27 protein-coding genes and 1 pseudogene are annotated in these 26,959 nt (G+C 69.6%); 12 read left to right on the forward strand and 16 right to left on the reverse strand.

The window, feature by feature from the left end; all coding sequences use genetic code 11:
* The first annotated feature begins 2 nt into the window (after positions 1–2).
* The 6 genes from ubiB to HJG44_RS01995 all read left to right on the forward strand — a co-directional run bounded on the left by ubiB (position 3) and on the right by HJG44_RS01995 (position 9,848).
* On the forward strand, positions 3–1,562 hold the full coding sequence (gene ubiB, locus HJG44_RS01970) for a 2-polyprenylphenol 6-hydroxylase (protein ID WP_171216653.1): 1,560 nt from the start codon (positions 3–5) through the stop codon (positions 1,560–1,562).
* 9 nt (positions 1,563–1,571) lie between these two features.
* Positions 1,572–2,873 (forward strand): phosphopantothenoylcysteine decarboxylase domain-containing protein, encoded by a 1,302-nt coding sequence (locus HJG44_RS01975; RefSeq protein WP_171216654.1) that lies wholly within the window; start codon positions 1,572–1,574, stop codon positions 2,871–2,873.
* Positions 2,870–3,637: a creatininase family protein gene (locus tag HJG44_RS01980; RefSeq protein WP_171216655.1), complete on the forward strand. Its 768-nt coding sequence runs from the start codon at positions 2,870–2,872 to the stop codon at positions 3,635–3,637. The genes HJG44_RS01975 and HJG44_RS01980 overlap by 4 nt, the downstream gene beginning before the upstream one ends.
* 156 nt (positions 3,638–3,793) lie before the next feature.
* Positions 3,794–5,281: an efflux transporter outer membrane subunit gene (locus HJG44_RS01985; RefSeq protein WP_171216656.1), complete on the forward strand. Its 1,488-nt coding sequence runs from the start codon at positions 3,794–3,796 to the stop codon at positions 5,279–5,281.
* Entirely contained in the window at positions 5,278–6,702 is a 1,425-nt protein-coding gene (locus tag HJG44_RS01990; RefSeq protein ID WP_346767063.1) for an efflux RND transporter periplasmic adaptor subunit, read from the forward strand. Before HJG44_RS01985 ends, HJG44_RS01990 begins: the two co-directional genes overlap by 4 nt.
* Positions 6,699–9,848 carry an efflux RND transporter permease subunit gene (locus tag HJG44_RS01995; RefSeq protein ID WP_171216657.1) on the forward strand — a complete coding sequence of 1,050 codons (3,150 nt, stop codon included), beginning with the start codon at positions 6,699–6,701 and terminating at the stop codon, positions 9,846–9,848. The genes HJG44_RS01990 and HJG44_RS01995 overlap by 4 nt, the downstream gene beginning before the upstream one ends.
* 11 nt (positions 9,849–9,859) lie before the next feature.
* Here the strand turns inward: HJG44_RS01995 and HJG44_RS02000 are convergent, their stop codons facing one another.
* Together HJG44_RS02000 and HJG44_RS24340 are read right to left on the reverse strand one after the other, a co-directional pair.
* The gene (locus tag HJG44_RS02000; RefSeq protein WP_171216658.1) at positions 9,860–10,264 is read right to left on the reverse strand and encodes a type II toxin-antitoxin system HicB family antitoxin; all 405 of its coding nucleotides are present in this window, start codon (positions 10,262–10,264) and stop codon (positions 9,860–9,862) included.
* A 21-nt stretch (positions 10,265–10,285) separates the two neighbouring features.
* Positions 10,286–10,495 (reverse strand): annotated as a pseudogene (locus HJG44_RS24340) (type II toxin-antitoxin system HicA family toxin).
* Between the two features lie 71 nt (positions 10,496–10,566).
* Here HJG44_RS24340 and HJG44_RS02010 point away from each other — a divergent pair.
* Complete coding sequence (locus HJG44_RS02010; RefSeq protein WP_171216659.1) at positions 10,567–13,668, forward strand: efflux RND transporter permease subunit; 3,102 nt, start codon at positions 10,567–10,569, stop codon at positions 13,666–13,668.
* Between the two features lie 41 nt (positions 13,669–13,709).
* Here the strand turns inward: HJG44_RS02010 and trpB are convergent, their stop codons facing one another.
* The 8 genes from trpB to sppA all read right to left on the reverse strand — a co-directional run bounded on the left by trpB (position 13,710) and on the right by sppA (position 18,848).
* A complete protein-coding gene (trpB, locus tag HJG44_RS02015; RefSeq protein ID WP_171216660.1) occupies positions 13,710–14,954 on the reverse strand; it encodes a tryptophan synthase subunit beta in 1,245 nt (414 codons plus the stop codon).
* Positions 14,951–15,616, reverse strand: a complete 666-nt coding sequence (locus tag HJG44_RS02020) for a phosphoribosylanthranilate isomerase (protein ID WP_171216661.1) — start codon at positions 15,614–15,616, stop codon at positions 14,951–14,953. The genes trpB and HJG44_RS02020 overlap by 4 nt, the downstream gene beginning before the upstream one ends.
* Positions 15,613–15,939 (reverse strand): HepT-like ribonuclease domain-containing protein, encoded by a 327-nt coding sequence (locus HJG44_RS02025; RefSeq protein WP_171216662.1) that lies wholly within the window; start codon positions 15,937–15,939, stop codon positions 15,613–15,615. Before HJG44_RS02025 ends, HJG44_RS02020 begins: the two co-directional genes overlap by 4 nt.
* Before the next feature lie 20 nt (positions 15,940–15,959).
* Entirely contained in the window at positions 15,960–16,253 is a 294-nt protein-coding gene (locus HJG44_RS02030; protein WP_171216663.1) for a hypothetical protein, read from the reverse strand.
* Positions 16,254–16,274: 21 nt separating this feature from the next.
* Complete coding sequence (locus tag HJG44_RS02035) at positions 16,275–17,126, reverse strand: SDR family NAD(P)-dependent oxidoreductase (RefSeq protein ID WP_171216664.1); 852 nt, start codon at positions 17,124–17,126, stop codon at positions 16,275–16,277.
* Positions 17,127–17,194: 68 nt separating this feature from the next.
* Positions 17,195–17,536: a lipopolysaccharide assembly protein LapA domain-containing protein gene (locus HJG44_RS02040; RefSeq protein WP_171216665.1), complete on the reverse strand. Its 342-nt coding sequence runs from the start codon at positions 17,534–17,536 to the stop codon at positions 17,195–17,197.
* An 8-nt stretch (positions 17,537–17,544) separates the two neighbouring features.
* Positions 17,545–17,859 carry an integration host factor subunit beta gene (locus tag HJG44_RS02045; protein WP_171216666.1) on the reverse strand — a complete coding sequence of 105 codons (315 nt, stop codon included), beginning with the start codon at positions 17,857–17,859 and terminating at the stop codon, positions 17,545–17,547.
* Between the two features lie 20 nt (positions 17,860–17,879).
* Positions 17,880–18,848 (reverse strand): signal peptide peptidase SppA, encoded by a 969-nt coding sequence (gene sppA, locus HJG44_RS02050; RefSeq protein WP_171216667.1) that lies wholly within the window; start codon positions 18,846–18,848, stop codon positions 17,880–17,882.
* Positions 18,849–18,979: 131 nt separating this feature from the next.
* Here sppA and HJG44_RS02055 point away from each other — a divergent pair, with 131 nt between their 5' ends.
* Positions 18,980–19,330 (forward strand): DMT family protein, encoded by a 351-nt coding sequence (locus HJG44_RS02055; protein ID WP_171216668.1) that lies wholly within the window; start codon positions 18,980–18,982, stop codon positions 19,328–19,330.
* Between the two features lie 77 nt (positions 19,331–19,407).
* Here the strand turns inward: HJG44_RS02055 and rpsA are convergent, their stop codons facing one another.
* The 3 genes from rpsA to hpaR all read right to left on the reverse strand — a co-directional run bounded on the left by rpsA (position 19,408) and on the right by hpaR (position 22,557).
* Positions 19,408–21,102: a 30S ribosomal protein S1 gene (rpsA, locus tag HJG44_RS02060; RefSeq protein WP_171216669.1), complete on the reverse strand. Its 1,695-nt coding sequence runs from the start codon at positions 21,100–21,102 to the stop codon at positions 19,408–19,410.
* Positions 21,103–21,367: 265 nt separating this feature from the next.
* Complete coding sequence (locus HJG44_RS02065) at positions 21,368–21,982, reverse strand: 2-hydroxychromene-2-carboxylate isomerase (protein WP_171216670.1); 615 nt, start codon at positions 21,980–21,982, stop codon at positions 21,368–21,370.
* A 44-nt stretch (positions 21,983–22,026) separates the two neighbouring features.
* Positions 22,027–22,557, reverse strand: a complete 531-nt coding sequence (gene hpaR / locus HJG44_RS02070; protein WP_171216671.1) for a homoprotocatechuate degradation operon regulator HpaR — start codon at positions 22,555–22,557, stop codon at positions 22,027–22,029.
* 74 nt (positions 22,558–22,631) lie between these two features.
* Between hpaR and HJG44_RS02075 the strand changes: the two genes are divergently transcribed.
* The 3 genes from HJG44_RS02075 to HJG44_RS02085 all read left to right on the forward strand — a co-directional run bounded on the left by HJG44_RS02075 (position 22,632) and on the right by HJG44_RS02085 (position 24,317).
* Positions 22,632–23,039 (forward strand): 5-carboxymethyl-2-hydroxymuconate isomerase, encoded by a 408-nt coding sequence (locus HJG44_RS02075; protein WP_171216672.1) that lies wholly within the window; start codon positions 22,632–22,634, stop codon positions 23,037–23,039.
* A gap of 100 nt (positions 23,040–23,139) precedes the next feature.
* Positions 23,140–24,120, forward strand: coding sequence for a 3,4-dihydroxyphenylacetate 2,3-dioxygenase (gene hpaD / locus HJG44_RS02080; protein ID WP_171216673.1), 981 nt, complete (start codon positions 23,140–23,142; stop codon positions 24,118–24,120).
* A gap of 50 nt (positions 24,121–24,170) precedes the next feature.
* Positions 24,171–24,317 (forward strand): hypothetical protein, encoded by a 147-nt coding sequence (locus HJG44_RS02085; RefSeq protein WP_171216674.1) that lies wholly within the window; start codon positions 24,171–24,173, stop codon positions 24,315–24,317.
* Here HJG44_RS02085 and HJG44_RS24345 read toward each other — a convergent pair.
* Positions 24,262–24,510, reverse strand: coding sequence for a DUF6894 family protein (locus HJG44_RS24345; RefSeq protein ID WP_430395021.1), 249 nt, complete (start codon positions 24,508–24,510; stop codon positions 24,262–24,264). The genes HJG44_RS02085 and HJG44_RS24345 overlap by 56 nt on opposite strands.
* Positions 24,511–24,584: 74 nt before the next feature.
* On the opposite strand from HJG44_RS24345, the gene HJG44_RS02090 reads away from it, so the two are divergent.
* A complete protein-coding gene (locus tag HJG44_RS02090) occupies positions 24,585–24,782 on the forward strand; it encodes a hypothetical protein (protein ID WP_171216675.1) in 198 nt (65 codons plus the stop codon).
* Positions 24,783–24,825: 43 nt separating this feature from the next.
* On the opposite strand, the gene fliG is transcribed toward HJG44_RS02090, so the two are convergent.
* Both fliG and fliM read right to left on the reverse strand, forming a co-directional pair.
* Positions 24,826–25,845 (reverse strand): flagellar motor switch protein FliG, encoded by a 1,020-nt coding sequence (gene fliG / locus HJG44_RS02095; RefSeq protein ID WP_171216676.1) that lies wholly within the window; start codon positions 25,843–25,845, stop codon positions 24,826–24,828.
* Between the two features lie 33 nt (positions 25,846–25,878).
* Positions 25,879–26,907 (reverse strand): flagellar motor switch protein FliM, encoded by a 1,029-nt coding sequence (fliM, locus tag HJG44_RS02100; RefSeq protein ID WP_171216677.1) that lies wholly within the window; start codon positions 26,905–26,907, stop codon positions 25,879–25,881.
* Positions 26,908–26,959: the final 52 nt, after the last annotated feature.

The following is a 26,959-nucleotide window of genomic DNA, read 5'->3' on the forward strand; positions in this document are numbered from 1 at the left end:
GCGTGATCGGCGCCGTCGCGCATCTCGCCCGCAACCTGCGCGCCGGCTATGTGCTGGCGCGAGAGGGCGCGCTCTCGCTCATCGACGCGAGCGTGCTGCCGCCGGGGGCCCGGCTCGCCCTGGGCTTCGCACGGCTGATCGAGAAGCAGCGTGTCGGCGGCGGGGCGGCGCGCCTCTCCTCGGCGCTGACGCGGCTCGGCCCCTCCTATGTGAAGTTCGGGCAGTTCCTGGCGACCCGTCCGGACATCGTCGGCGTCGAGGTCGCGCGGGACCTCGAAAGCCTGCAGGACCGCATGCCGGCCTTCCCGAAGGCGGAGGCGATCGCCGCGATCGAGCTCGCGACCGCGCGGCCGATCGCGGAGCTCTTCGCGAGCCTCAGCGAGCCGGTCGCGGCTGCCTCCATCGCGCAGGTGCATCGGGCGGTGCTGCACGACGGCCGCACGGTCGCCGTGAAGGTCGTCCGCCCCGGCGTGCGCGAGCGGTTCCACAAGGACCTGCAGGCGATGCGCTTCGCCGCGAAGCTCGCCGAGCGCACCCTGCCCGAGGCGCGCCGGCTCCGGCCGCAGGACATCGTCGAGACGCTCGCCCGCTCCGTGGCGGTCGAGATCGACCTGCGGCTCGAGGCGGCCGCTCTGTCGGAACTCGCCGACAACACCGCCGAGGACCCGGGCTTCCGCGTGCCCCGGCCGGACTGGGACCTCACGCAGCGCGACGTCCTCACGACCGAGTGGATCGACGGCATCCCGCTGCACAGGCTCGACGCTATCGACGCCGCCGGCCACGACCGTCCGGCCCTCGCCCGGACGGTCATCCAGTCCTTCCTGCGACAGGCCATCCGGGACGGCTTCTTCCATGCCGACATGCATCCCGGGAACCTGATGGTGGATGCGGAGGGACGGCTCGTCGCGGTCGATACCGGCATCATGGGCCGGCTCGGCCTCAAGGAGCGGCGCTTCCTGGCCGAGATCCTGCTCGGCTTCATCCGTCGCGACTACCGGCGCGTCGCCGAGGTGCATTTCGAGGCGGGCTACGTCCCCGCCCACCATTCGGTGGAGGATTTCGCCCAGGCCATCCGGGCGATCGGCGAGCCGATCCACAACCGCCGCGCCAGCGAGATCTCGATGGCGAAGCTCCTGACGCTGCTCTTCGAGATCACCTCGCTCTTCGACATGGCGACCCGGCCGGAGCTCGTCATGCTCCAGAAGACCATGGTGGTGGTCGAGGGCGTGGCTCGGGGCCTCGACCCGCATCTGAATATCTGGGCGATCTCCGAGCCCGTGGTGCGCGACTGGATCGAACGCAATCTCGGCCCCATCGGCCGGGCCGAGGAGGCCGGGCGCGGGCTCTGGACGCTGGCCAAGGTCGCGTCCGACCTGCCCGAGATGGCGCAGCGCGTCGAGCGCCTCCTGACCAAGCTCGAGCGGGTCGCCGACGAAGGGCTCGGCCTTGCGCCGGTGCGCGTCACGACCATCGGCCCGCGGCCGACCCGCAACCTCGCCTTCATCGCGCTCGGCATATGGGTGGTGGTGCTGCTCCTCCTCTTCGGCTTCGCTGGGCTGTAGGGTTCTTCCATGCAGGGCCGGCGCATCCTCCTCGTCATCGGCGGCGGCATCGCGGCCTACAAGTCGCTCGACCTCATCCGTCGGCTGCGCGAGCGCGGCGCGTCGGTTCGCTGCATCCTCACGGCGGGAGCGCAGCAATTCGTGACCCCGCTCGCCGCCGCGGCTCTGTCCGGCCAGCGCGCGCATACGGACCTTTTCGACCGTGAGGACGAGGCGGATATCGGCCATATCAGGCTCGCGCGCGATGCCGATGCGGTCGTGATCGCGCCCGCAACCGCGAACCTGATGAGCAAGATGTCGGCCGGCGTCGCCGACGACCTCGCCTCGACGGTGCTGCTGGCCACGACCCTCCCGATCCTGATCGCGCCCGCCATGAACGTCAGGATGTGGCAGCATCCGGCGACGCAGCGGAACCTCGCGACGCTCCGGGCGGACGGCGTCCAGGTCGTCGGTCCGAACGAGGGCGCGATGGCCGAGGCCGAGTTCGGTCCCGGCCGCATGGCGGAGCCGACCGAGATCGCAGATGCGGCGGAGCGGCTCCTGTCCCTCCCCGGAGGGGAGGGCCGAGTCGCGCCGGAGGCGCGAACCGGGGTGGGGACATCGTCCCCCTCCGTCGGGCGCTCCGCGCCCACCACCTCCCCCTCAGGGGGAGGAGAACTCGCCGGCCTGCGCGTGCTCGTGACCTCAGGCCCGACGCACGAGCCGATCGACCCCGTCCGCTACATCGCGAACCGTTCCTCCGGCCGCCAGGGCCACGCCATCGCGGCCGCGGCGGCCGCCGCCGGCGCCGAGGTGACGCTCGTCTCCGGTCCCGTGTCGCTGTCCGACCCTCCGGGGGTGAGGACTATCCGTGTCGAGACGGCGCGCGAGATGCTGGCCGCCGTCGAGGCGGCTCTGCCCGCCGATATCGCGGTCTTCGCCGCGGCGGTCGCGGATTGGCGCACGGAGACCGAGGCCGGGCAGAAGCTGAAGAAGGACGGCGGCGCGCCGCCCCCGCTGCAGCTCGCCCTCAACCCCGACATCCTGGCCACGATCGCGCAGCGGACCGAGGGACGGCCGCCGCTGGTCGTGGGCTTCGCGGCCGAGACGGAGAACGTGGTCGAACATGCCCGGCAGAAGCTCGCCCGCAAGGGCTGCGACCTCATCGTCGCCAACGACGTCTCGCCCGCGACCGGCGTGATGGGCGGGGAGCGCAACACCGTCCATCTCGTCACGGCGCAGACGGTCGAGACCTGGCCGACCATGGGCAAGGACGAGGTCGCCCGCAGGCTCGTTGCGCGTCTTGGCGAGCTTGCGGGGAAGCGGCCATGACAGCCTCCGTTCTCTGGCGCGAGCTCACCGCTGCGCAGCTTCGCGGGATGGCCGAGGCGGGAGCCCTGGTGCTCCTGCCGGTGGCCTCCACCGAGCAGCATGGCCCGCATCTGGCGACCGGCGTCGACGACATTCTCTGCTCGGACATCTGCCGGCGCGTCGGCGAGGCCCTCGTTGCCGCGGGCAAGCCGGCCCTGGTCGCCCCGACCCTGTGGTGCGGCCTCGCCGAGCACCACGTCGCGTTCGGGGGCAGCTTCACGCTGACCCTGCCGACCTATCACGCGCTCCTGCGCGATCTCTGCCGCTCGATCCTGCGGGCGGGCTTCCGCCAGATACTCATCGTGAACGGGCATGGCGGGAACATGAGCGCCCTTGCCGCTCTGACGGTCGAACTGACCCGGGAACTCGAGGCGCCGATCGCGACGACGACCTATTTCCTCGCGGCCCAGGAAGAGTTCGCGCAGATCCTCCAGGATCAGCGGGCGGTTCTCCATGCCTGCGAGGCCGAGACCTCCATGATGATGGTCGTCCGGCCGGATCTGGTCGATGCCTCCCGCCTGCCCGAAGCCACCGGCCGGCAGGCAGACAGCCCGAGCGCGGTGCTGTCTCCCGTCCTGAACCGCTGGCGCTCCTTCCGCGAGCTGACCGAGACGGGCGTGCTCGGGGATGCGCGCCGGTCCACCCCGGAAAAGGGCGAGCGGCTCATCCGGGCGGTCGTCGACGGCATGGCGCGGCAGCTCCTTGCGGGCGAGCCCTGGGCCTGACCGCTCGCCGCGACCGGGCGATGCGTTGGCCGCCGGATTAAATCTTGTTCATCTAAGGGCTTGGCAGCTTCTCAGCACCGCCGGCCGTCCCTAAGGTCCCGGCCGCGACCGGTCGGGTTCTCCTCGGGCGCGACGATGTCCTGCGCCCGAACCGGAATGCCCGTCCTCCTGACCCTCCGCAGCCGAGACCCGGCCTGGGCGCGCGCGGCTGCGCTGGGCGGGATGCTGCTGCTCCTGGGCGGCTGCCAGACGGCGGCCCCGGACACCGCCCTGCCGATCCCGACCGGCTTCAAGGCCGCCCGAAGCGGGGAGGCTCCGGCGGTCTCGCCCGTCTGGTTCCGCTCCTTCGGATCCGCGGAGCTCGATCGCCTGGTGAGCGCGGCGCTCGCGCAGAACCTCGATATCGAGGCGGCGATCCAGCGCATCAACCAGGCCGAGGCGCAGGCCGTCATCACCGGCGCACCGCTCTTCCCGACCCTGGCCGCATCGGGGGACGCCTCCCGCCAGCAATCTTCCGGCACGGCGCGGGCGGGCCTCGGCGGCGGCGGCTCGCCGACCCGCTCGAACTCCTTCAGCCTCGGCCTCAACGCCGCCTTCGAGGTCGATCTCTTCGGGCGCAACCGCTATGCGGCTCGCGCCGCGGAGACGAGTGCCGTCGCGACCCGCTTCGATCGCGACGCGGTCGCGCTGGCGACCGCGGCCTCGGTCGCCAACACCTATTTCGCCGTCCTCGCCTCGCAGGATCGGCTCCGCATCGCCGAATCCAACCTGCGCATCGCCGAGCGCGTGCTCGAGGCCGTGCGCGGCCGCCTCAATGTGGGCACCGGCACGGCCCTCGACGTCGCGCAGCAGGAAAGCGTCCTCGCCACCCAGCGCGCCGCCGTGCCGCCGCTCAGGCAGGAGCTGCAGCAGAACAGGAACGCGCTCGCCGTCCTGGTCGGCCGGACGCCCGAGAGCGTGAGCGTGGCGGGAGGCAGCCTCGACCGGCTGCGGCTTCCGGGCGTCCGGGCCGGACTACCCTCGCAGCTCCTCCTTCGGCGGCCGGACATCGCGCGGGACGAGGCCAATCTTGCGGCCGCCGAGGCGAATGTCGCGTCCGCGCGGGCCGCCTTCTTCCCGTCCATCCAGCTCACCGCGGCCGGCGGCTTCCAGAGCGCCGCGCTCCGGACGCTCCTCGGCGGCAATTCGCTGGTCTATTCGGTCGCGGCCGGGCTGACCCAGCCGATCTTCGACGGCTTCAACCTCCAGGGGCAGCTCGCGCTGCAGCAGGGGAGGGCGGCCGAGCTCGCCGCGACCTACAAGCGGACCATCCTGCAATCCTTCCTCGACGTCGAGAACGCGCTCGTCGCCGTGCGGGAGACGGCGGAATACGAGCGGCGGCAGCGCGAAGCGGTCGCGGCCTCCCGGCGCGCGCTCGACATAACGGAGGAGCGCCTGCGGGAGGGCACGATCGACGTCGTGACGCTCTTCAACACGCAGACTAGTCTCTTCCAGAACCAGGACGCCCTCGCCCGCGTGCGCCTCCTGCGCTTCCAGGCTCTCGTCGGCCTCTACCAGGCGCTCGGCGGCGGCTGGACGGTCGAGCGGGCCGTGCCGGTCGCGCAGGTGGCGGACGCGCCGTTCAGCTGGAAGCTCCGCCCGTGAAGCGCTTTCTCACCGCGCTCCTCATCCTCGGGATCGTGGCCGCCGGAGCCGCCTATGTCTGGCGCAAGGAGCTCGGGCTGACCTTTCCCGGCCAGCAGGTCGCCGGCCAGGGCCAGAGGCCGGCGGGCGGGCCCGGCGGCCGGCGCGCGGGCGCGATGCGGGGCGGCGAGGGGCCGGTCTCCGTGCTCGCCGAGCCCGCGCGGGTGGCGGATGTGCCCGTCATCCTCGAGGCGGTCGGCACGGCGCAGGCGCTGAACACCGTCACGGTCCGGTCGCAGGTGGACGGCCGGCTGGTCGAGCTTGCCTTCCGCGAGGGGCAGGACGTCAGGAAGGGCGACCTCCTCGCCCGCATCGATCCCACGATCTACCAGGCGCAATACGATCAGGCGGTCGCGAAAAAGGCGCAGGACGAGGCGAATCTCGCCAATGCCCGCATCGATCTCGAGCGCTATGTGAACCTGGCCAAGACCAATTACGGCTCGAAGCAGCAGGCCGACACGCAGCGCGCCCTCGTCGCGCAGCTCGAAGCGCAGGTGAAGGCCGACCAGGGCGCGATCGACAACGCCAAGGCCTATCTCGACTATACGACCATCACCGCGCCGATCGACGGCCGCACCGGCATCCGCCTCGTCGACCAGGGCAACCTCGTCCGGGCCTCCGACACGACCGGCATCGTGGTCATCACCCAGATCAAGCCGATTGCGGTGGTCTTCAACCTGCCGCAGCAGAACCTGCGCGCCGTGAACGCCGCCGCCCAGAAGGGACCGCTGGTCGTCGAAGCGCTCGAGTCGGACAACCGGACCGTCATCGACAGGGGCCGGCTCGAGGTCGTCGACAACCAGGTCGACCAGACGACCGGAACCGTGAAGCTGAAGGCGAGCTTCCCGAACGCCAGCCTCCAGCTCTGGCCGGGCAGCTTCGTGAACGTGCGGCTCACCGTCGACGTCCTGAGGGGCGTGACCGTCGTGCCGACCGCCGCCGTGCAGCGCGGGCCGAATGGCGCCTTCGTCTATGCGCTCGACGAGGACAGGGCGGTGCTGAAGCCGGTGACGGTGGGGCGCCAGACCGAGACGGTGGCGGTGATAGGCTCGGGGATCGCGCCCGGCGAGCGCGTGATCACGACGGGCTTCGCCCGCCTCACCGATGGCGACCGGGTCCGCGTGGCCGAGGGCGGGAGCGCCGACGCCCCGGCAACTCCGCCCGCGATGCGCCGCCAGCGCCCCGACGGCGAAGCGGGCGCGCCGCCCCGCGAGCGCCGCCGCCGGCCCGAGGGGCAGGCCGGTCCGGTCGGCGCGTCCGGCCCCGCTCCAGGCGGCGCGGCCGAGGGGCAGGCCACGGGCTCGACGGAGCCGGCGCCCGAGAGCCAGCGCTCGCCGCGCCCGGAAGACGCCTCCCAGGGCCGGAGGCCCGCCGCGCCGTGAGCGTCTCGGGGCCGTTCATCCGCCGGCCGATCGCGACCTCGCTTCTCGGCCTCGCGGTCCTGCTTTGCGGCGTGCTCGGCTTCCTCCGTCTTCCGGTCTCCTCGCTGCCCCAGGTCGATTTCCCGACCATCCAGATCACGACGCGGCTGCCGGGCGCGAACCCGGACACGATCGCGTCCCTCGTGACGGCTCCGCTCGAACGCCAGTTCGGGCAGATCCCGGCCCTTGCCGGCATGTCCTCGAACTCGTCCTTCGGTCTGTCCCAGATCACCCTGCAGTTCGAGCTCGACCGCGACATCGACGGCGCCGCCCAGGACGTCCAATCGGCCATCAACGCGGCCGGCTCCACCCTGCCGCGCAACCTTCCGTACCCGCCGACCTACGCCAAGGTGAACCCGGCCGACGTCCCGGTGGTGACGCTCGCGCTCTCGTCGCGCACCGTGCCGCTGCGGACGCTCTCGGACCTCGCCGACACGCTGATCGCGCAGCGGCTGGCGGAGGTGTCGGGCGTCGGCAGCGTATCGATCCAGGGCGGCGTCCGGCCCGCGGTCCGGGTCCAGGCGGATCTCGCCCGGCTCGCCTCCTACAGGCTGAGCCTGGAGGACCTGCGCCTTGCCATCGTGGGCGCGAACGTGGCAGGCCCCAAAGGCGCGCTCGACGGGCCGCAGCAATCCTACACCGTCGCGGCCAACGACCAGATCGAGTCCGCCGCGCAGTACCGGGACATCGTCGTCGCCTACCGGACGGGCGCGCCCGTCCTGCTCCGGGACGTCGCCGACATCGTGGACGGGCTCGAGGATGCCCGGGTCGGCGGCTGGTACAACGGCGAGACCGCCGTGATCCTGGACGTCCAGCGCCAGCCGGGCGCCAACGTCGTCCAGACCGTCGACCGCATCCGGGCCGAGCTGACCCGGCTCGCGCGCGCCATGCCGGCCGGCGTCGACCTGCGGGTCGTCCAGGACCGCACGGACACGATCCGCGCCTCGATCTGGGACGTGCAGCTCACGCTGGTCGTGTCGGCGGTCCTGGTCGTGCTCGTGGTGCTCCTGTTCCTGCGCACCGTGCGGGCCACGATCATCGCGGCGATCACGCTTCCGCTCTCCATCATCGGCACCTTCGCGGTGATGTGGCTCGTCGGCTTCAGCCTCGACAACCTCTCGCTCATGGCGCTCACGATCGGAACAGGCTTCGTGGTCGACGACGCCATCGTGATGATCGAGAACATCGTCCGCAAGATCGAGGAGGGCGAGCGGCCCTTCGAGGCGGCTTTGGAGGGCGCGCGCGAGATCGGCTTCACGGTGATCTCGCTCACGGTCTCGCTGATCGCGGTCTTCATCCCGCTGCTCTTCATGACGGGCCTCGTCGGCCGCATGTTCCGGGAATTCGCGCTCACGCTCACCATCAACGTCGTGGTCTCGGCGATCGTGTCGCTGACGCTCACGCCGATGCTCTGCGCCAAGATCCTGCGCCACGTGCCGAAGGGCGAGAGCCGCTGGCAGCGGATGGCCGAGGCGCCCGTGGCCGCCATGGCGCGGGCCTACGACGTCACGCTCGGCTGGGCGCTGCGCAACCGGGCGCTCATGCTGCTCGTCACCTTCGGCACGCTGGCGCTGACCGGCTGGCTCTATCTCGCCATCCCGAAGGGCCTCCTGCCCGAGCAGGACACGAGCCTCATCGTCGCGGTGCTCGAGACCGAGCCGGATTCCTCCTTCCAGGAGGTCTCCCGGATCCAGGAGCAGGTCGTCCGCATCCTCCGCCGCGACCCCGACGTGACGGGCGTCGTCTCGTCCGTGGGCGTCGGACCGCTGAACCCGACCCCGAATGTGGCGCGGCTGTCGATCAGCCTGAAGCCGCGCGACGAGCGTTCCGCCTCCGCGGCCGAGATCGGCGACCGCCTGAAGGCCGAAGCCGCGGTGGTGCCGGGCGCGACGCTCTTCGTCCAGCCGGTGCAGGACATCCAGATCGCGACCCGCCAGAGCCGGTCGCAATACCAGTACACCTTGTCCGGATCGGACGCGGCGGATGTCTCGTACTGGGCGCGCCGGATGGCCGAGCGGCTCGCGCAGGACCCGGCGCTGCGCAACGTCGCCTTCGAGAACCAGGACGGCGGGCTGCGGGCGCTGATCCTGGTGGACCGCGAGATGGCGGGCCGGCTCGGCGTGTCCATGCAGACCGTGAACGACACGCTGAACAGTGCCTTCGGGCAGCGCCAGATCTCGACCATCTACGGGCAGGCGAACCAGTTCCGCGTGGTCCTCGAGGCTGCGCCCGCCTACCAGACCAGCCCGGACGCGCTGTCGAAGCTCTACGTCCCGGGCACGGGCGGCGCGCAGGTGCCGCTGTCCGCCTTCTCGCGCATGGAGCGCACGACGGCGCCGCTCTCGGTGGCGCACCAGGAGCAGTTCCCGGCCGCCACGATCTCCTTCGACGTGGCGCGCGGGGCCGCGCTCAGCGCCGCCATCGACGGAGTGGCGCGGGCGGAGGCCGATCTCGCCCTGCCGACCTCCGTCGTCTCCAGCTTCACGGGCGACGCGGCCGAGTTCCGCCGCTCGCTCGAGGGGCAGCCCTGGCTGATCCTGGCCGCGGCCGTCACGATCTACATCGTGCTGGGAATCCTCTACGAGAGCTTCATCCACCCCCTCACGATCCTGTCCACGCTGCCCTCGGCCGGCGTCGGCGCGCTCCTCGCGCTCATGCTCCTCGGCCACGACCTCTCCGTCGTCGCGCTGATCGGCATCATCCTCCTGATGGGCATCGTGAAGAAGAACGCGATCATGATGATCGACTTCGCGCTCGACGCGGAGCGCGAGCAGGGGCTGGGCCCGACGGAGGCGATCGTCCAGGCCTGCCGGCTGCGCTTCCGGCCGATCATGATGACGACGCTCGCGGCGCTCTTCGGGGCGCTGCCCCTGGCGCTCGCGCACGGGGCGGGGGCGGAACTGCGCATCCCGCTCGGCATCACGATCATCGGCGGGCTGCTGCTCAGCCAGCTCATCACCCTCTACACGACGCCGGTGATCTATCTCGGCCTCGAGGGCGTCAGGCAGCGGCTCGCGGCCCCTCCCGAGAACCGGCCTGCGGACGCCCTTCAGCCCGAGCTGCCGCTACCCGAACCGAGACCGCCGCTCCGCGAGGCCGCGGAATGAAGGGGGAGGCGCTACTCGGCGGCTTGGAGCCGCGCCTTCGCGGCCGCTACCAGGAAGCCGGAGCGCGTCTCTCCGGCGGCGCTCGCCGCGCGGTCGATGCGCTTCAACACGTTCTCGTCGACCGTGATGTTCACCCGGACGGCGCGACTCGGCAGGTCTACGTCCAGAAGCACGACCATGGCGTCGCGCGCATCCTCGACGAAATCCGGATCGGCCCGGAGCTCCGACAGGCTGCGGAAGCGGGGCAGGTCGAGCCCGTCCTCGACCATTCCGCCGACATGGAAGGCGACCACCTCGGCGGCCTTCCGTACGAGGCTGTCGGCATCGGGCGCAACCGTGGTGCAGCCCGGCAGGTCCGGGAAGGACGCGCCAAGGCGCCCGTTCTCCTCGTGAACCAGCATGACGACGCGGCTCATGGGCATTCTCCCTCCTCAGCGTCACCAGTCCCAGCCGGCCTGGCGGTAGATCGAGCGGAGTGTGCCCGTCGGAATCTCCGGTTCGCCGTGGTCGACCGTGACCCGGCCCGGCTTGCCGGGATGCTTGTACTGCCGGTGATCGCCGGGGCCTCGCCGCGCTTCGACCTAGCCGTCCTCGCGCAGCCGGCGCAGGACGTCCCGGGTTTTCCGAGACCGGTGCGGAACGGCCATGCTGCTCCCTGGCGGGCTTCAGTGTGTATCTATACATACGAACGTGGGCGGTCAAGAAGCGGTCTCCCGGCATGAACCTCTCGGAGCCCTTCATCCGGCGGCCGGTCGCGACCACGCTGGTCTCGATCGCGCTGATGCTGCTCGGCTTCGTGGCCTACCGGCTCCTGCCGGTCGCCTCCATGCCGACGGTCGACTTCCCGACGGTCCGCGTGATGGCGAGCCGGCCTGGGGCGGACCCGGCCACCATGGCCGCCACGGTCGCGGCGCCGCTCGAGCGGCGGCTCGGCTCGATCGCGGGCGTGAGCGAGATCACCTCGACCTCGTCGCTCGGCTCGACCTCCATCTCGATCCAGTTCGATCTCTCGCGCAATTCGGACAGTGCTGCGCGCGACGTCCAGGCGGCGCTGAACGCCGCCGCGACCGACCTGCCGAGCGATCTCCCGACGCTGCCGACCTTCCGGAAAGCCAATCCGGGCGCCTTCCCGGTCCTCATCCTGGCGCTGACGTCGAGGACGCTCGCCGGCCCCGCCATCTACGACGTCGCCGATACAGTCATCGCCCAGCGGATCGCCCAGGTGGAGGGCGTGGCCGAGGTGAATGTCAGCGGCGCCGAGCAGCCTGCGATCCGGGTGCGGCTCGACCCCCAGCGCCTGGCGGCCATGGGGCTTTCCCTCGAGGCCGTCCGGAGCGCCGTCGCGGCCGCGAACACGCAATCGCCGCTCGGGACCTTCAGCGGGACCGGCCAGGGCGTCACGCTCGCCACCAACGACCAGCTCTCGACGCCGGAGGACTTCGCCCGCATCGTCGTCCGCAACCAGAACGGCGCGATCGTCCGGCTCTCCGACGTCGCGGTCGTCGAGCGCGGGACCCGGAGCACCCGCGCGGCCGGCTCCTACAACGGCATGCCGGCGGTCACGCTCATGATCACCAAGCAGCCGGACGCGAACGTGGTCGAGACCGTGGACCGGGTGAAGGCCATCCTGCCGGAACTGCACCGCTGGATTCCAGCCGCGATCGACATCCAGGTGATGAGCGACCGCACCCAGACCATACGGGCATCGCTCGCCGACATGCAGGTCACGCTCGTCGAGACGATCGCGCTCGTCATGCTGGTCGTCTTCGTGTTCCTGCGCCGGGCGACCCCGACTTTTGCGGCGGGCGTCACCGTCCCGCTCTCGCTCGCCGGGACCTTCGCGCTGATGTGGGCCTGCGGCTTCACCCTGGACAATCTGTCCCTGATGGCGATCGCGATCTCGATCGGCTTCGTGGTCGACGATGCGATCGTGATGATCGAGAGCGTGCAGCGGAACGTCGAGGCCGGGATGAGCCGGATCGACGCCGCCATCGCGGGCGCCCGGCAGATCGGCTTCACGGTCCTGTCGATCTCGCTCTCCCTCCTGGCCGCCTTCATCCCGCTCTTCTTCATGCCGGGGATCATCGGACGCTTCTTTCGCGAGTTCTCGATGACGCTGGCCTTCGCGGTCGTGATCTCGACCTTCGTGTCGCTCTCGATCGCGCCCACGATCGTGGCCCGCATGCCGCAGCGGCCGCACCGGGTGACGCGGTTCGACCGGATCGTGGAAGGCGCGCTCGGCGCGCTGACGCGCGGCTACGCGGCGACGCTCGGAGCCGCCCTGCGCCACCGCTGGCTGATGCTTCTCCTGACCCTGGCGACCGTCGCCTTCACGGTGCAGATGTTCCGCGCCATACCGAAGGGCTATTTCCCGCAGGACGATACGGGCCTCGTGGTCGGCTTCACGGAAGCCTCGCCGGACATCTCCTTTCCGGCCATGGCCGAGCTGCAGGAGCGCGTCGCCCGCATCATCCGCGAGGATCCGGCCGTTCTCGGGGTCTCATCGTCCGTCGGCTCCTCCGGCTTCGGCGCGGGATCCGTCAACCAGTGGCGGCTTTTCATCAGCTTGAAGACGGGCGAGGGCCGCGAGCCGTCCATGACCGTGATCCAGCGGCTGAGGCGCCAGCTCGCGACCGTGGCGGGCATCCGGAGCTTCATGTTCCTGGCGCAGGACATCCGGGCGGGAACGCGCGGCGGGCGCGGCAGCTACCAGTTCACGCTGTGGAGCCCGGAGCTGTCGGACATCGAGACCTGGCTGCCGCGCGTCGTGGCGAAGCTGCGCACGCTTCCGGGCCTGCAGGACGTCTCGACCGACCGCGAGCAGGGCGGGCTCCAGGCCAAGGTCGAGGTGGACCGCCTCGCGGCTTCGAGGCTCGGCGTGCGCATGCAGGACATCGACGACGCGCTGAACAACGCCTTCTCGCAGCGCCAGATCTCGACCATCTACACGCAGCGGAACCAGTATCGCGTCGTCCTCGACGTCTCGCCCGAGGACCGGAACGATCCGGAAGACCTGACCCGCATCTACGTCCCGGCCTCAGGGGGCGCCCAGGTGCCGCTCGCCGCCCTGGCCCGGGTGACGCGCGGGACCGCGCCGCTGGTCGTCAACCACCAGGGCCAGTTCCCGGCCGCGACGATCAGCTACAATCTCGCCCCGGGCACCGGCATCGGCGAGGGCACGAGCGCCATCCTGGAGGCCGTGAACGAGCTGCGCCTGCCCGACACGTTGCGGGCCGAGTTCGCCGGCGACGCCAAGGACTTCGCGCAGGGGTCCGGCAGCACCGGCCTCCTGATCCTGGCGGCGCTCCTCGCCGTCTACATCATCCTGGGCGTGCTCTACGAAAGCCTCGTCCACCCGATCACGATCATCTCGACGCTGCCCTCGGCCGGGCTCGGGGCGCTCATCGCGCTCGACCTCGTCGGCTACGACCTGTCCATCATCGCGCTGATCGGGCTCGTGCTCCTCATCGGGCTCGTGAAGAAGAACGGCATCATGCTGGTCGATTTCGCGCTCGAGGCCGAGGCGCGCGGCCTTCCGCCCGAGAAAGCAGCGGTTCAGGCTGCCGTCGAGCGCTTCCGGCCCATCCTGATGACGACGCTCGCCGCGCTGCTCGGGGCGGTTCCGCTCGCGCTCGCGACGGGGGTCGGGGCGGAAATCCGCAAGCCGCTCGGCGTCACCATCATCGGCGGCCTCCTCGTCTCGCAGCTCCTGACGCTCTACACGACGCCGGCGATCTACCTCCTGCTGAGCCGCTGGCACCGGCGCACGGCCGCGCCGCGGCCGCAGGCCGGGCCGGCCCCTGCGGTGGCCCAGGCCTAGAACTCGTCTCTGTTCGCTGTCGTCATCGCAGGCGCCGGTCTTCACATCCCGAGCATCTCGGCCACCTGCGGCACGTCCTTGTCGCCCCGGCCGGACAGGTTGACCACCATCAGGTGATCCTTCGGCAGTTCGGGCGCGAGTTCCAAAACCTTGGCGATGGCGTGCGCCGGCTCCAGCGCCGGGATGATGCCTTCCAGGCGCGACATGAGCTGGAAGGCCGAGAGCGCCTCCTCGTCGGTGGCGGAGAGATAGGTCACGCGGCCCATCTCGTGCAGCCAGGAATGCTCCGGCCCGATGCCCGGATAATCGAGGCCCGCCGAGATCGAATGCGCGTCGGCGATCTGCCCGTCCTCGTTCATGAGCAGATAGGTCCGGTTCCCGTGCAGCACGCCCGGACGCCCGCCGGTGAGCGAGGCGGCATGCAGGCCGCCCGCGATGCCGTGGCCCGCCGCCTCGACGCCGTAGATCGCGACCTCGCGATCGTCGAGGAAAGGGTGGAAGAGGCCCATCGCGTTGGAGCCGCCGCCGATGCAGGCGACGAGCGAATCCGGAAGCCGGCCCTCGGCTTCGAGCATCTGCTCGCGGGTTTCGTTCCCGATCACCGCCTGGAAATCGCGCACCATCGCCGGGTAGGGGTGCGGGCCCGCGACGGTGCCGATGCAGTAGAACGTCGTCTCGACATTCGTGACCCAGTCGCGGAGCGCCTCGTTCATGGCGTCCTTGAGCGTCTTCGTCCCGGACTCGACCGGCACCACCTCGGCGCCGAGCATGCGCATCCGGAAGACGTTCGGCGCCTGCCGGGCGACGTCGACCGCGCCCATATAGACGATGCATTGGAGACCGAAGCGGGCGCAGAGGGTCGCGGTCGCGACGCCATGCTGGCCGGCGCCCGTCTCGGCGATGATCCGGGTCTTGCCCATGCGGCGGGCGAGCAGGATCTGGCCCAGCACGTTGTTCACCTTGTGCGAGCCCGTGTGGTTCAGCTCCTCCCGCTTCAGGTAGATCTTCGCGCCGCCGGACCGGCCGGAGGCCGTGGCCACCTCACGAAGATGGGCCGTGAGCCGCTCGGCGAAGTAGAGCGGGCTCGGGCGGCCGACATAGTGCTCCAGATAGCCGTCCATCTCGGCCCGGAAGGCCGGATCGGCCTTGGCCTCCTCGTAAGCCTCTTCGAGGGCGAGGATGTTGGGCATGAGGGTCTCGGCGACGAAGCGGCCGCCGAAGGTGCCGAACATGCCGCGTTCGTCCGGCCCGGTCCGGAAGCTGTTCGGGGTGGGTTGCACGGTCACGGTTCGGTCCTGTCCTGCTGAGCGGCCGCGAAGGCGGCCCGGGCGGCCTGCACGAAAGCCGCGATCTTCTCCGGATCTTTCACGCCGGGGCGGCTTTCGACCCCGGACGAGACGTCGACCGCCCTGACGCGTGTCGCCGCGATCGCCTCGGCCACGTTGGCGGGGTCGAGCCCGCCGGACAGCATGACATCGAGCCGCGGGTCAAGGCCGGCAAGGAGCGACCAGTCGAACGGGAGGCCGTTGCCGCCCGGGAGCGCCGAGCCCCGGGGCGCCTTGGCGTCCAGGATGATGCCGTCCGCGACGCCCCGATAGGCCGCGATGCGGCCGAGGTCTTCGGCCTCGGCGATCCCGAGCGCCTTCATGACCGGCCGGCCCGTCCGGGCCTGGATGGCGGCTACCCGCCCGGGCGCCTCGCTCCCGTGGAGCTGCACGATGTCGGGATCCAGAGCCGCGACGGCCTCGTCGAGCTCCCGGTCCGACGGATCGACCAGGAGAAGGACGCGCCGCGCTCGCCCGCGGGCGAGCGCGGAGAGCTCGCGTCCGTGCTCCAGCTCCAGGTGCCGCGGCGAGCGCGGGAACCGGACGAAACCGACCATGTCCGCGCCCGCCGCGATCGCCGCTTCCAGCGTCGCCGGCGTGGACAGGCCGCAGATCTTGATCATGACCTGTCCACCAGCAGCTGCAGAAGAGCATCGAGAGCTCGGATCAGCTTCGGCAGATCCTCCGACACAGCGCAGGCCAAGATGAATTCGTCGCAAAGCCAGTATTCGTGAACGAGGCGATTGCGCATGCCTCTTATTGCGGACCAAGGAACGTCTGGAGCAAGCCCCTGGACGGCCGGCGACACGCTGCCGAGCGCCTCTCCTACGACGATCAAGTCGAAGAGCAGGCTGTTGCGCGTGGCGCGATGGTTCCAGACGTCATCCCAACCCAGATCCGATACGGCGGTCACAGCGCCGAAAGCGTGCTGGCGCGCATCCAGCAACCTCTCGGTATCCGAGCGGTTCAAAGCGGTGAGGCTTTCGCAGGCAACTCTTCCGCGGCCGGGCCGTGCAATTCGCTGGTGAGGACAATCCGCACGGGCTGGCCGAGAAGATCGGACAGATCGGCTTCCGCACCGGTCAAACCGAGAAGGGAAAGGCCCTCCCTCTTCTCGGCGAGAAACTCGACATCCTTTTCGCCGGCCCAATGGCCGAGTGTCCCTGAAGGCAGCATTCCCACCACCTTCAGCGGGTATTTCGCCTCGATCGTCGCCACGTGGTGACGGAGGATCGAGCGATAGGTGTCCGGTGCGTTCACGCGAGCCTCCCGCCCGCCATCTCAGCCCTTCATATAGGCCTCGAAAGCCTCCTTGTAACGCGGGTCCCAGCGGGAGAGGGCGGGGCGGTTCTGGATGATGTCCTCCGACGACCAGCGGATGCGCTTCTCGTCGGCCTCGCGCGTGACCTCGTTGTCGGGGCACAGGATGTAGAAGTCGCCGCGCCCCAGCGCTTCGAACATGAAGTCGACCGTCTGCTCCGGCGTCCAGGCGCCGGGCGGCTTCTCGGTCACGCCGCGGGCGCGGGTGAGGCCCGTGAAGACGAAGCCGGGAATGAGCAGATGGGCCGTGACCCGGCAGCCCGGCGCGTTGCGCAGCTCGTGCGCAAGCGCCTCCGTCACCACCTTCAGCCCGGCCTTGGAAACGTTGTAGGGCGTGTTGCCGGGCGGCGTCGTGATGCCCTGTTTCGATCCGGTATTGATCACGAGGCCGGGCCGGCCGCTCGCCATCATGTCCGGCACGAAGGCCTGGATGCCGTGGATCGCGCCCCAGAGGTTCACGCCGATGATGCGGCGCCAGGTGTCGAGCGGGCTGAAGAACCTGCCGCCGATCTCGATCCCGGCATTGTTCGTGAGCACGGCGACGTCGCCGAGCTCCTCGGCTCTCCCCTTCAGATGGAGCATGTCCTCCATGCTGCCGACATCCGTCGGGATCGTCCGGACGTCGCCATGGGCGCCGCTGCTAGCGGCCCGGACCTCCCGCCCTGCCTCGTCCAGCCTGTCGCCTTCGAGATCCGCGAGGCAGACTTTCAGGCCGAGCGCGGCGAAGCGCTTGGCGGCGGCGAGCCCGATTCCGCTCGCCGCGCCGGTGACGACGGCGACACGGCCGGGCTCGATGGCTGGATGGATCGGCATGCTCACCTCTTCGGAATCGGACGAGGCGAGAACGGCCCGGGCGGGCGAAGGCTCCGGCCGCCCCGATCTCAGTAGGTCGCGCCGGAGCCCGGCAGGGCCGGCCGGTTCTGCACGATGCTGTCGCGCAGCCGGTCCGCCTCGGCCTTCAGCCGGTTGATCTCGCGCGCGGACATCCGGCGCTCGCGCCGTTGGCGGCCGGCGGCCAGCCAGGAACCCACGCCGCCCAGCACCACGCCGAGCGCGACCGAACCCAGGATGAGCGCGAAGAGCGGCAGCGTCACGCTAAGCTCCGGCGCGCCCTTCGAGAAGGGATCGAACGAGAGCACGACCGGACCGCGGTTCGCGACCGCCAGGAGCACGACCAGGATCGCGATCGGAAGAAGGATCAGCGCCTTCAGGAAGCCCAGCATGCCTCGTCCTACCTTGCGCTGTCCGGCGTCTCGGTTTTGGGGGCCGAGAGGTTCAGGCGCTTGCGCATCTCCTTCCCGGTCTTGAAGACCGGGATGTGCTTCTCGCAGACCGCGACGGTCTCGCCCGTGCGGGGGTTGCGGCCGCTGCGCGCCTCGCGCTTCTTGACCGAGAAGGCGCCGAAGCCGCGCAGTTCGACCCGGTCGCCGCGCGCAAGCGCATCCGCGATCGTGTCGAGGATGGCGCTCACCACCGTCTCGATGTCGCGCTGGTAGAGATGCGGGTTCTGTTCCGCGATCTTCAGGACGAGCTCGGACTTGATCATCGGTTACGCGAGCTCTGACCTTACTGACGGATTGCGGCGGGAGGCTGCCAAACGGCCAGAAGGCCGTCAAGCTTGGCGGCATCGGTCGAGGCCGAGCGCAGCGTGGCCGCGAGCTCGTCGAGGCCCGCGAGATCGGCCCCGAGCGCCGCCAGCGACCACAGCGAGAAGCTCCGCTCGGAGCGCGGCCGCCAGTCCCGAACCGGGAGGTCGGACGGCACGCCCTTTTCCCGCTCGAGCCAGGCGATCGCGTCGCGCTCGGTGCCGAGCTGGTCCACGAGCCTGAGCGGGAGGCCCTGGCGGGCGCTGAAGACGCGGCCGTCCGAGACGGTGTCGAGCGCACCGCCCGAGATGCCGCGGCGCTCGGCGACCAGCCCCTTGAACCAGCCGAAGGTGTCGTTCACGACCGACTGGATGGCCGCGCGTGCCTCGGGCGTGGTCGGGTGGAATCCCGAGGGCTCGGCTTTCAGCGGTCCCGACTTGATCTGCTCGACGGAGACGCCGAGCTTGCCGAGCACCCCCGAGAACTCGGGATACTGGAAGAGCACGCCGATGGAGCCGACGAGCGCCGTCTCGCGCGCGACGATGCGGTCGGCACCCATGGCCGTGATGTAGGCGCCGGACGCGGCGACGCCGTCCACGAAGGCGACCGTCGGCTTTTTCGCCGCGAGCGCCCGGATGCCCTGGAACAGCTCCTCGGACCCGGACGTGGTCCCGCCGGGCGAGTTGATCGAGACGACGACGCCCCGGACGAGGCCGGAATCGCCGACGCGCTTGAGCAGCTCGGTCGTGCGGCGGTCGCCCGTGATGAGGCCGGAGATGTTGACCCGCGCGACCTGCTGCCCCGTTCCGGGCAGGCCGTCGCGCCCGCTCCAGGCGAGGGCGCCCGCCGCGACCGCCAGGATGACCACGAGGAAGGAGGCGGCGCGCCAGAAGGTCAGCTTCCGGCGCAGGCGCCTCCGGTCCGCGATCAGATCGGCATCGAATGCCATGTCACCAGTCCCTTGCTTCGGCCCGTACCTAGCCCCGACCTCCGCCGGGCCGCAAGCAAGCCCGGCCGCGGCCGGGGCTCGCATGGCCGGTGCCGGCCGGATAATGCGCGGGCGTCCCCGAAAGGCTCGCCATGACGCTGCGCCACTTCGCCCCGATCGTTCTCCTCGTCGCCTCGAACGTGTTCATGACCTTCGCCTGGTACGGCCATCTCAGATTCGCCGACCGCGCTCTCTGGATCGTGGTGCTTGCGAGCTGGGGGATCGCGTTCTTCGAGTACTGGCTCGCGGTGCCGGCGAACCGGATCGGCCACCGGGTCTACAGCGCGGCCGAGCTCAAGGTCATGCAGGAGGTGATCACGCTCGCCGTCTTCGCGGGCTTCTCCGCGCTCTATCTGCGCGAGCCGCTGACGGTCAATCACGCGATCGGCTTCGCCCTGATCGTCGCGGGGGCCTTCTTCGTCTTCAAGGGCCCGATCGGCTGAGGCCGACACGAAAAGGCCCGCGCGGATCGCTCCGCGCGGGCCCGTCCCGATCGGCTCCGGCCGGGGCCGGAGCGAGGTTACTTGCGGTTCTTCAGCGCCGCCCCGAGGATGTCGCCGAGCGAGGCGCCGGAATCGGACGAGCCGAACTTCTCCATCGCCTCCTTCTCCTCGGCCACCTCGAGCGCCTTGATCGACAGCGTGACGCGGCGCGCCTTGCGGTCGAACATGGTCACGCGGGCATCGACCTTCTCGCCCTTCGCGAAACGCTCCGGACGCTGGTCCTGGCGGTCGCGGGCGAGCTCGGCCCGGCGGATGAAGGTCTGCATGTCGGTATCGACGATCTTCACCTCGATGCCGGAATCCTTCACGTCCAGCACCTCGCAGGTGACGACCTGGCCCTTCTTCAGCTCGCCGGCATCCGCGAAGGGATCGCCCGCCAGCTGCTTGATGCCGAGCGAGATGCGCTCCTTCTCGACGTCGACGTCGAGAACCTGGGCGCGCACCACGTCGCCCTTCTTGAACTCGTCGATGACCTGTTCGCCCGGACGGTTCCAGTCGAGATCCGACAGATGGACCATCCCGTCGACATCGTTCTCCAGGCCGATGAACAGGCCGAACTCGGTCTTGTTCTTGACCTCGCCCTCGACGACGGAGCCGACCGGGTGCGTCTCCGCGAAAGCCTCCCACGGGTTCTGCAGGGCCTGCTTGAGGCCGAGCGAGATGCGGCGCTTGACCTGGTCCACCTCGATGATGACCACCTCGACCTCCTGGGAGGTGGAGACGATCTTGCCCGGATGGACGTTCTTCTTCGTCCAGGACATCTCGGAGACGTGGATCAGGCCCTCGATCCCCGGCTCCAGCTCCACGAAGGCGCCGTAATCGGTGATGTTGGTGACGCGGCCCTTGAGCTTGGCGCCGACCGGATAGCGGGCGGCGATGCCCTCCCACGGATCGGCGAGGAGCTGCTTGATGCCGAGCGAGATGCGGTGCGTCTCGTGGTTGATCTTGATGATCTTCACCTTCACGGTCTGGCCGATATTCACGACCTCGCTCGGGTGATTGACGCGGCGCCACGCCATGTCCGTGACGTGCAGGAGGCCGTCGATCCCGCCGAGATCCACGAAGGCGCCGTATTCGGTGATGTTCTTCACCACGCCGTCGATGACCTGGCCCTCCTCGAGATTGGCGACCAGCTCGGAACGCTGCTCGGCGCGGCTCTCCTCGAGCACGGTGCGGCGCGACACGACGATGTTGCCGCGGCGGCGGTCCATCTTCAGGATCATGAAGGGCTGCGGCGTGCCCATCAGGGGCGACACGTCGCGGACGGGGCGGATGTCGACCTGCGAGCGCGGCAGGAACGCGACCGCGCCGTCGAGGTCGACCGTGTAGCCGCCCTTCACCTGGTTGAAGATGACGCCCATGACCCGCTCGTTGGCCTCGAAGGCCTTCTCGAGCTTCACCCAGCTCTCCTCGCGGCGAGCCTTGTCGCGGCTGATGACGGCCTCGCCGAGCGCGTTCTCGACGCGCTCCAGATAGACCTCGACCTCGTCCCCGACCTTGAGCGGCTGATCGCCGCGGCCGGGTCCGGTGAATTCCTTCAGAGGGACGCGGCCCTCCGTCTTCGCGCCGACGTCGATGACCGCGACGTCCTTCTCGATCGCGACGACCTTCCCCTTGACGACCGAGCCTTCCTGGACCTCGGACTTCTCGAAGGATTCCGCGAGCATGGCCGCGAAATCTTCGCGGGAGCTATTCTGCAAAGCTGCTGACATTCAGTCTCCTGGTGCCCGGAAGGGCGGCGCCGGCGGTTCGTGTTGCTGTACGATCCTGGCCGTCGGCTCGTCCCGCGCACCCTCGGGTGTCTGCGGAACCCACTGCCCGAGGGCAGGCCGGCGCGTCGTCGACGGGCGGGATCGGTTCCCGGCGGTCTCGCAGGAGGGATCCGGCGCGGGCGCACCCGCGCGGCATCCATCATCGTCTCGTCGGAACGGCGCTCATGTAATGCAAAGACGCTGTTGCGACAAGTTGTTTCGCGCGTCAGCCGGCGCTGCCCCTCCGGGCCGCCCAGGCGAGCGCCCGGTCCAGCCTGTCGTTGCCCCAGAACATCTCGCCATCGGGCGTGATGAAGCTCGGCGCGCCGAAGATGCCGCGCTCGCGGGCCTCGTCGCATTGCGCCCTGAGGCGGGCCTTGTTCGCGTCCGTTTGCGCCTCGCGGAGGATGCGGTCCGCATCGAGCCCGAGATGCAGGAGGATTTCGCGGACCGTCGCGGGATCGGAGATGTCGCGGCCCTCCCCGAATTCGGCCCGGTAGACCGCCTTGACGAAGGTCGGCTCCCAGGGGTGGCCGGCCGCGAGCAGCGCCACCCGGGCCGCAAGGAGCGAGTTCTGGGGAAAGGGCTCCGGCTTCCGGCATGGCAGGCCGAGCGCGGCGGCTTCCCGCTCCATGTCGCGCCACATGTAGCGGCCCTTGGCCGGGTAGAGGTTGAAGGGCGAGGTCGTCCAGCCCTGCGCGGCGAAGATCGGCCCGAGCAGAAAGGGCCGCCAGGCGATCTCGATCCCGGCCGCCTCCGCCTCGCGCTCGATGCGCATCGCGGACAGGTACGAATAGGTCGAGGCGAACTCGTACCAGAATTCGAGGACGGGTCGGCTCATCGGCGCCTCCGGCTGCGACCGCCCGCGAGGGCCGCATCGCAGCCTTATCTCACGGCCTTCCCCGCATGCGGTAGCGCTGCCTGCGGCTCGTCGTCCGGCAGGGCGGTGTCGAGATCCGCGACCGCCTCCTCGAGTTCCCTGAGGAGCGCCTGGAGGGCGGCGAGCTTCTCCGCCCCGAACCGCTGGGTGATCGCCCGATAGATCGCCTCGGAACTCGGCGTCACCGTCTCGATGAGCGCCGCGCCGGCCGCCGTGATGGAGATGACCCCGCGCCGAAGGTCGCCCGGGCTCGCCGCGCGCCGGATCAGGCCCCGTCCCTCGAGGTCCTGCAGGATGCGCGACAGGCTCGGCCCCAGGAGGAAGGTGGCCCGGGCGAGGCCGGCCACCTCGATATCCGGGACGGTGGCGAGCGCCCGCAGCACGCGCCATTGCTGCTCCGTGAGGCCGTGCCGGCGCAGCGAGGGCCGGAAATGGCGCATGACGGCTTCCCGGGCGCGCAGCAGCGACATCGGCAGCGATTTCGAGAAGTGCCGCAGATGCACGCGGGTCGGGCTTCGGGCGGATGCGGGCGTCATCGGAGGTGCCGGTCGAATTCCTTGCGCCGTTTCGTTTAACACGTTAAGTACTTAGCGACGAGCGGAGACCCGGCGTGCCGCATATCATCGTCGAATATTCGGCCAACCTGGAGGCCGAGCTCGATCCGGGACGTCTCGTCGACGCCCTCCACGCGGCAGCCCTCGCCACGGGCGCGATGCCGGTCGGCGGCCTGCGCACGCGAGCGGAGCGGCGCGACCTGTACCGGATCGCGGACGGAGATCCCGAGAACGCTTTCGTGGCGGTGCTGGCGCGCATCGGGCAGGGCCGCGACCCCGAGACGCGCCGCCGCATCGCCGAGACCCTCATGGCCGCGCTCGAGGCGGAGACGCGGGCCGTCTTCGCCACGCGCGGGCTCGGGCTGACGGTCGAGGTCCAGGAGATCGAGGGAACCGCCTCGCTCAAGACCAACAACCTGCATGAGCGCGTCCAGGCCCGCGCCAGGGGACCGATCCCGTCGTGACCGCGATGGTCGCGGAACTGCGATCGCACGGGGTGCCCGCCCGCGCGGACGAAAGACATAAGGCCGGGACCGCCGGCCGTGAGCAGCGAGGATGCGTCCCATGCCGATCCCGGCGCCGGTTCTCTATCCCCCGTTCCAGGTCGTCCGCCTCAACCACATCGTCCTGAGCGTCTCGGATCTGTCGCGCTCGCGCGCCTTCTGGGCCGATACGCTGGGCCTGCAGGTCACGGGCGAGGCGGACGACCGGCTCTACCTGCGGGCCATGGAGGAGCGGGGCCATCACTGCGTCGTGCTGGAGCGGGGCGAGGAGCCACGCGCGAGGGTGCTCGGCTTCAAGGTCTATGCCGAAGAGGATCTCGACCGCGCCCGGCACTTCTTCCGCGCACGCGGCCTTCCGGCGGAATTCGTCGAGGCTCCGCACCAGGGGCGGACGCTGCGCTGCAAGGACCCGCTCGGCGTGCCGCTCGAATTCTACTTCGCGATGGAGAAGCTGCCCTCGATCCACCAGCGATACGCCCTGTACAGGGGCGTCAAGCCGCTGCGCATCGACCATTTCAACTGCTTCTCGGACGACGTGCAGGCTTCGGTCGACTTCTACAACGCGTTGGGGTTCCGGACGACGGAATACACCGAATGCGAGCAGACCGGCCGGCTCTGGGCGGCCTGGATGCACCGGAAGGGGGGCGTCCACGACATGGCCTTCACGCACGGCGTGGGGCCGCGGCTGCATCACGTCGCCTTCTGGGTGCCGACGCCGCTCAACATCATCGACCTGCTCGATCTCATGGCGACGACGGGCTATGTGGCGAATATCGAGCGCGGGCCCGGCCGCCACGGCATCTCCAACGCCTTCTTCCTCTATGTCCGCGATCCGGACGGGCACCGGATCGAGCTCTACTGCTCCGACTACCTGACAGCCGATCCGGACCACGAGCCGATCCGCTGGGACCTGCGCGACCCGCAGCGCCAGACGCTCTGGGGCGCACCCGCCCCGCGCTCCTGGTTCGAGGAGGGCACGCCCTTTCCGGACACGCCGCCGCGCCAGCCCGTCTACGAGGCCTCGCCCATCGTCGCCGCCTGAAGCTGCCCGGAGATTATGCGCTTCGCAAGCCGACTGCCTGAGGATCGGAGATGGATTCCGCCCTCTCTCAGCTCCACAAGTTCAAGCAAGCCGCCCGCGAACTCGGGACGGATGACGACCCGGAGCGGTTCAAGGTAAGGGTCAGGAAAGTCGGGAGTGCGAAGGCGCCTGAGAAGCACCCGACACGGAAAGTGTGAGCCTGACGACTTCGCGGTCGTCTTCGTCTGTGACTCTCATATGCCAATCGTCGGGAATGGGATCCACCCTGCTAAGATCGCGTAGCAGCTCACCGAACGTGCGGAACGCTTCGCGTCGCGCTAGCTCAACGCGGTCCAGTTCGACTCCAGTGGCGTCGCGTAGGTCCGGCGTGTGGAAATAGAACTTGGGCATGCACGCGACATAGAGCGACCACACGCCGCGGCGACCACATAGGTTAGTACGTAAGCCGACCGCTGGAGTCTCAGATGGGGGACCTACCGATTACCGTAGAGGAACTTGAGGACGAGCTCATCGCGCTGGACGCCGAACTCACAAGAGCGCTCACCATCATCGACCATTTAAAGGTCGAGCCGCGGCAGGAAACGTTGGATCGCCTCGTCTCGAGGACCTTGCAGCTTGAAGCGCTTCTGGCACGGATCAGGAGCGGGCTGCCGCTGAACTGATTTGCAAACTGCATAATCGCCCTCCCCGGGACGGCAGCCGCGCCTACACGAACTCGTCGTCGCGGTTGCGGCCGATCATGATCTCGCCCTTGGCTTCCAGCTCCTTGGCGAGCTGGATGATCGCCGCCTGCGCCTGGTCGACATCCTTCATGCGCATGGGGCCGAGCGCCTCGAGATCGTCCATGAACAGCTTCGCGGCGCGGCTCGACATGTTCGACGTGAAGGCCTCGCGCGCCTTCTCGTTGGCGCCTTTCAGGGCGCGGGCGAGAAGCGTCTTGTCCACGGAGCGGAGCAGCGTCTGGATCGCGGCCGGACCGAGATTGGTCAGGTCCTCGAAGGTGAACATCAGCTCCTTGATCTTGCTCGCGGCCGCTTCGTTCGTCCGTTCGAGCGCGGCCATGAGGCGCTTCTCGGCCTGACGGTCGAGGTTGTTGAACACCTCCGCGATCGCCTCGTGCGAGTCGCGGCGCTGCTTGCGGGAGAGGCCGGACAGGAACTCCGCATGCAGGACCTGCTCGACGCTCTCCAGCGCTTCCCGCTGGACGTTGTTGAGCGTGAGCATGCGGTTCAGCACCTCGGTGGCGAATTCCTCGTCGAGGAACGACAGGGTCCGGGCCGCGATATCGGGCGGCAGGCGCGAGAGGATCAGGGCGACCGTCTGGGGATGCTCGCCCTTGAGGTAGGCGCTGAGCAGCGTGACGTCCACGTTGGAGAGCTTGTGCCAGACGTTGCGGCTCGCCTGGCCGCGGATCTCGTCCATGATGGCGTCGGCCTTCTCCTTCGGCAGCACCCCGCGGAGAAAGGTTTCGGTCCGGTCGTAATTGCCGACCACCTTGTCCTGTTCGGACAGGCTCTGCGCGAATTCCTCCGCGATGGCCTCGATCTTGGAACGCGGCACGGTCCCGAGCTCGGCCATGGCGAGCGACAGCTTCTTGACCTCGTCCTCGTCGAGATGCTGCCAGATGGGCGCGCTGCGCTCCTCGCCGAGAAGCAGCATGATCGTGGCGGCTTTGCGGGCGCCGCTGAGCTCGTCGCGTGCTGTGGCTTCCGTGCTGCTGGACATGGCGATCTGGCGCGAGCGTGCCCCCTGGGCGCCTCAGGCGTGAGGCTCCGGCTCGTATTGCGGGTTCGTCACCGTCTGGGTGAGCCTCACGGCGACGTGGCTGCCGGCGCGGCCCATGCGGCCGCGGGTGACCAGCACGTCGCCGCAGCGCAGCTCGACGGGCTGGTCCGGCCCGATGTCGAATATCAGCGTGTCGCCGACCGCGAGGTTCAGCACCCGCCCGAGCGGCAGCATTTCCTCGTGCAGCACGGCCGTGAGGTTCACCTCGGAGCGGCTCACTTCCGACACGAGATGCTGTTGCCAGACGTCGTCCTGGCCGAGGCGGTCGCCGACATAGGACAGGCTCAGCGCCTCGCGGATCGGCTCCAGGGTCACGAAGGGCAGGACGATGTCGAAGAAGCCCTGAAGCGTGCCGAGCTCGACCTTGAAGGTGGCGAGCGCCACGATGTTCTGCGGCTGCGTGATGGAGGCGAAGCGGGGATTGGTCTCGAAATGGTCGAGCACGAAATCGACCGGCGAGATCGAGCTGAAAGCCTCCTTGGTGTCGTTCAGCACCGCCTCGAAGAAGCGGCGCAGCATGTTCATCTCGATGGACGAGAACGAGCGTCCCTCGACGACCGGCGGCGAGAGATTGGCGCTGCCGCCGAAGACGACGTCGATGAGCGCGTAGACCAGGCTCGAATCGACCGTGACCAGCCCGAAATTGTTCCAGGGCTGCGCCTTGGTCACGCCGATCAGCGAAGGCAGCGAGATCGAGTCGAGATACTGCCCGAAGCGGAGCGAGGTGATGCGGTCGAGCCGGACCTCGACGATGTCGGAGGTGATCTTGCGGGCCGAGATGCGCAGCAGCTTGACGAGGCGGTCGAACACCGCCTCGAGCATCGGGATGCGCTCGTAGGGTACGGTCGGCGCATGGACGAGCGCGTCGATGCCGGACTGGCTCTGGACCGGGCCGCCGAAGCCGCTCAGCCCCAGGAAGTCGTCGATCGAGGCCTGGTTGAACGGGGCGTCCTGCTCGGCAGTGCCGTTCTCGCCGGGCGCCGTGCTGACAGGATTCGCCATCCCTCGTCCGATCCGACCTCTCCCGCCGGCCGCGGGCCGCGATCCCGGGGCG

Source organism: Enterovirga aerilata (assembly GCF_013044135.1).
Lineage (GTDB): Bacteria > Pseudomonadota > Alphaproteobacteria > Rhizobiales > Beijerinckiaceae > Enterovirga > Enterovirga aerilata.

Coding starts and splice junctions, on each gene's coding strand:
- HJG44_RS01975 (WP_171216654.1), top strand. CDS start 1,572: ATGCAGGGCCGGCGCATCCTCCTCGTCATCGGCGGCGGCATCGCGGCC.
- HJG44_RS01980 (WP_171216655.1), top strand. CDS start 2,870: ATGACAGCCTCCGTTCTCTGGCGCGAGCTCACCGCTGCGCAGCTTCGC.
- HJG44_RS01985 (WP_171216656.1), top strand. CDS start 3,794: ATGCCCGTCCTCCTGACCCTCCGCAGCCGAGACCCGGCCTGGGCGCGC.
- HJG44_RS02000 (WP_171216658.1), bottom strand. CDS start 10,264: ATGAGCCGCGTCGTCATGCTGGTTCACGAGGAGAACGGGCGCCTTGGC.
- HJG44_RS02010 (WP_171216659.1), top strand. CDS start 10,567: ATGAACCTCTCGGAGCCCTTCATCCGGCGGCCGGTCGCGACCACGCTG.
- HJG44_RS02020 (WP_171216661.1), bottom strand. CDS start 15,616: ATGATCAAGATCTGCGGCCTGTCCACGCCGGCGACGCTGGAAGCGGCG.
- HJG44_RS02035 (WP_171216664.1), bottom strand. CDS start 17,126: ATGCCGATCCATCCAGCCATCGAGCCCGGCCGTGTCGCCGTCGTCACC.
- HJG44_RS02040 (WP_171216665.1), bottom strand. CDS start 17,536: ATGCTGGGCTTCCTGAAGGCGCTGATCCTTCTTCCGATCGCGATCCTG.
- HJG44_RS02045 (WP_171216666.1), bottom strand. CDS start 17,859: ATGATCAAGTCCGAGCTCGTCCTGAAGATCGCGGAACAGAACCCGCAT.
- sppA (WP_171216667.1), bottom strand. CDS start 18,848: ATGGCATTCGATGCCGATCTGATCGCGGACCGGAGGCGCCTGCGCCGG.
- HJG44_RS02055 (WP_171216668.1), top strand. CDS start 18,980: ATGACGCTGCGCCACTTCGCCCCGATCGTTCTCCTCGTCGCCTCGAAC.
- rpsA (WP_171216669.1), bottom strand. CDS start 21,102: ATGTCAGCAGCTTTGCAGAATAGCTCCCGCGAAGATTTCGCGGCCATG.
- HJG44_RS02065 (WP_171216670.1), bottom strand. CDS start 21,982: ATGAGCCGACCCGTCCTCGAATTCTGGTACGAGTTCGCCTCGACCTAT.
- hpaR (WP_171216671.1), bottom strand. CDS start 22,557: ATGACGCCCGCATCCGCCCGAAGCCCGACCCGCGTGCATCTGCGGCAC.
- hpaD (WP_171216673.1), top strand. CDS start 23,140: ATGCCGATCCCGGCGCCGGTTCTCTATCCCCCGTTCCAGGTCGTCCGC.
- HJG44_RS02085 (WP_171216674.1), top strand. CDS start 24,171: ATGGATTCCGCCCTCTCTCAGCTCCACAAGTTCAAGCAAGCCGCCCGC.
- HJG44_RS24345 (WP_430395021.1), bottom strand. CDS start 24,510: ATGCCCAAGTTCTATTTCCACACGCCGGACCTACGCGACGCCACTGGA.
- HJG44_RS02090 (WP_171216675.1), top strand. CDS start 24,585: ATGGGGGACCTACCGATTACCGTAGAGGAACTTGAGGACGAGCTCATC.
- fliG (WP_171216676.1), bottom strand. CDS start 25,845: ATGTCCAGCAGCACGGAAGCCACAGCACGCGACGAGCTCAGCGGCGCC.
- fliM (WP_171216677.1), bottom strand. CDS start 26,907: ATGGCGAATCCTGTCAGCACGGCGCCCGGCGAGAACGGCACTGCCGAG.